The 1,414-nt window shown below is 64.7% G+C and carries 1 protein-coding gene; it reads left to right on the top strand.

Annotation, left to right across the window (positions count from 1 at the left end):
• A partial coding sequence (locus BGN95_RS13365; protein ID WP_286772893.1) for an acetate--CoA ligase family protein occupies nucleotides 1-1,414 on the top strand: 1,414 nt, incomplete at both ends.

Raw genomic sequence — 1,414 nt, 5'->3', positions numbered from 1 at the left:
ATCGGGCCGAACAGCCTCGGCGTAGTGATACCCGGTGCGAAGCTCAATGCCTCCTTCGCCCCTTATGGTGCGCGCGCCGGAAAGCTTGCCTTCCTCTCGCAGAGCGGCGCGCTCGTCACCGCAATGCTCGATTGGGCAGCTGCGCGCGCGATCGGTTTCTCAGGCATCGTATCTATGGGCGATATGGCGGATACTGACCTTGCCGACCTTATCGATTTCTACGCCGCCGATCCCGGAACCGATGCAATCCTCATCTATGTCGAAGGAGTGAGCGACGCTGGCCGTTTCATGTCCGCAGCGCGGGCGGCGACCTTGCTAAAGCCCGTCATCGCGATCAAGGCTGGGCGATCGGCGGCGTCCGCCAAGGCGGCATTGTCTCATACTGGCGCGATGGCCGGGGCCTATGACGTGCATGCCGCCGCATTCCGACGCGCGGGCGTGGTTATGGTCGATACGTTGACCGACCTGTTCGCCGCCGCGCAGACATTGTCATGTTACAAGCCCTGTCTTGGAAACCGCGTCGCCATCGTGACCAATGGCGGTGGGGCCGGGGTGCTTGCCGCCGACGGACTACCCGCAGTTGGCGCGACGCTCGCGGCATTGGCGCCCGCGACGATCGCCAAGCTCAACCATGCGCTTCCTCCAGGCTGGTCGCAGGATAATCCGATCGATGTCGTCGGTGATGCTCATGCCGATCGTTTCGGCGCGGCAATTGCGGCCGCGCTCGCAGACCCATATGTCGATATCGTCCTGGCGCTCCATTGCCCGACAGCGGTCGAGACTGGCACCGCGATGGCCGCTGCCACGATCCAGGCGGCCGCAGGTGCTGGCAAACCGGTGCTGGCCTGCTGGCTTGGCCCGCATAATGCGGCGCAGGTCCGGCGCCCGTTCGAGGCTGCGCATCTTGCCCTGTTCGACAGTATCGAGGAGATCGTGCGCGGTCTTGGTTATCTGCGTCGCGCTGCAGAAGGCCGCGCAGCGGCTTTGCGCGCGCCGCCGCGACTGAGCATTCCCGAACATGATCGCGAACGTGCACTGGCGACGATCAGCGAAGCGCGTCTCGAGAAGCGTTTCCTTCTCTCCGATGCCGAAGGGCGCGCGATCCTTTCGGCTTATGGTATCCCGACGGTCACGGGGCATGCAGCGTCCAGTGTCAGGGAAGTTGCCGCAGCCTGCGACGGCATGACGGCACCGTTCGTTCTCAAAATCGTCTCCTCCGACCTCACGCACAAATCCGACGCCGGGGGCGTGGTGACCGAGCTTCGGGATGCCGCCGCCGTGGCGAGCGCCGCGCGCGCGATGCAGGAGCGGATTGCGCGCGAACATCCCGAGGTGCGGCTCGACGGGTTTGAGATTGAGCCGATGGTGCGCGAGCGCAACGGTATCGAATTGCTGGTCGGTGTTGCCGACGACG

It is taken from the genome of Sphingomonas sp. 66-10, from assembly GCF_001897045.1.
GTDB classification, from domain to species: Bacteria; Pseudomonadota; Alphaproteobacteria; order Sphingomonadales; family Sphingomonadaceae; genus Sphingomonas; species Sphingomonas lycopersici.
This window is presented reverse-complemented; position numbering and strand designations above follow the sequence as displayed.